The sequence below is a fragment of the Pseudomonas sp. EL_65y_Pfl2_R96 genome (genome assembly GCF_963970905.1).
Lineage (GTDB): Bacteria > Pseudomonadota > Gammaproteobacteria > Pseudomonadales > Pseudomonadaceae > Aquipseudomonas.
Genome location: NZ_CAXAQH010000238.1, coordinates 1 through 507, shown reverse-complemented (window position 1 = coordinate 507; position 507 = coordinate 1). Strand labels below are relative to the sequence as shown.

Annotated in this window: 1 protein-coding gene; it reads left to right on the top strand. The window is 59.2% G+C overall.

Annotated elements, in window-relative coordinates; all coding sequences use genetic code 11:
• Nucleotides 1–23: 23 nt before the first annotated feature.
• Nucleotides 24–507: type IV secretion system DNA-binding domain-containing protein (locus tag AACY49_RS30400; RefSeq protein ID WP_339527972.1), on the top strand; the 484-nt coding region annotated here is incomplete at its 3' end.

Genomic DNA, 507 nt, shown 5'->3' with positions numbered 1-507 from the left:
CCGAGCGTCACAACCGTGGATCGATGCTAGTCGAACGGCAGCTGCTGCTCGACAACGTACGCCGCCACAACCTCATTCAGTTCCGGAAGGAGTGCGCCGATCACGATCCTCCCTACGACCCAAATATGGTCGCCAAAGCCCCGATCATCGACCGCGTCGACGACGGAATCCACGTTCCATACTCCATCGCAGGGATCCCCTATCCGTGGCGCCTCGAGCAGAGCCACACGATGCTGATCGGCACGACCGGGACGGGCAAGACGACGCAGTTGCGCAGCCACGTTTCCCAGATTCGCAAACTCGGTCACAGAGCCGTTATTTTCGATCTCACCGGCACGTTCGTAGAGACGTTTTTCGACCCCGAAACCGACGTAATCCTTAACCCAATGGACGAACGCTGCGCCCCTTGGACGCTGTTCGATGAGTGCCGCAACTATGCCGATTTCGTATCGGCAGCAGCGGCACTGATCCCGTCGCATCCCGACGACAAGGAGCCGTTTTGGCAGA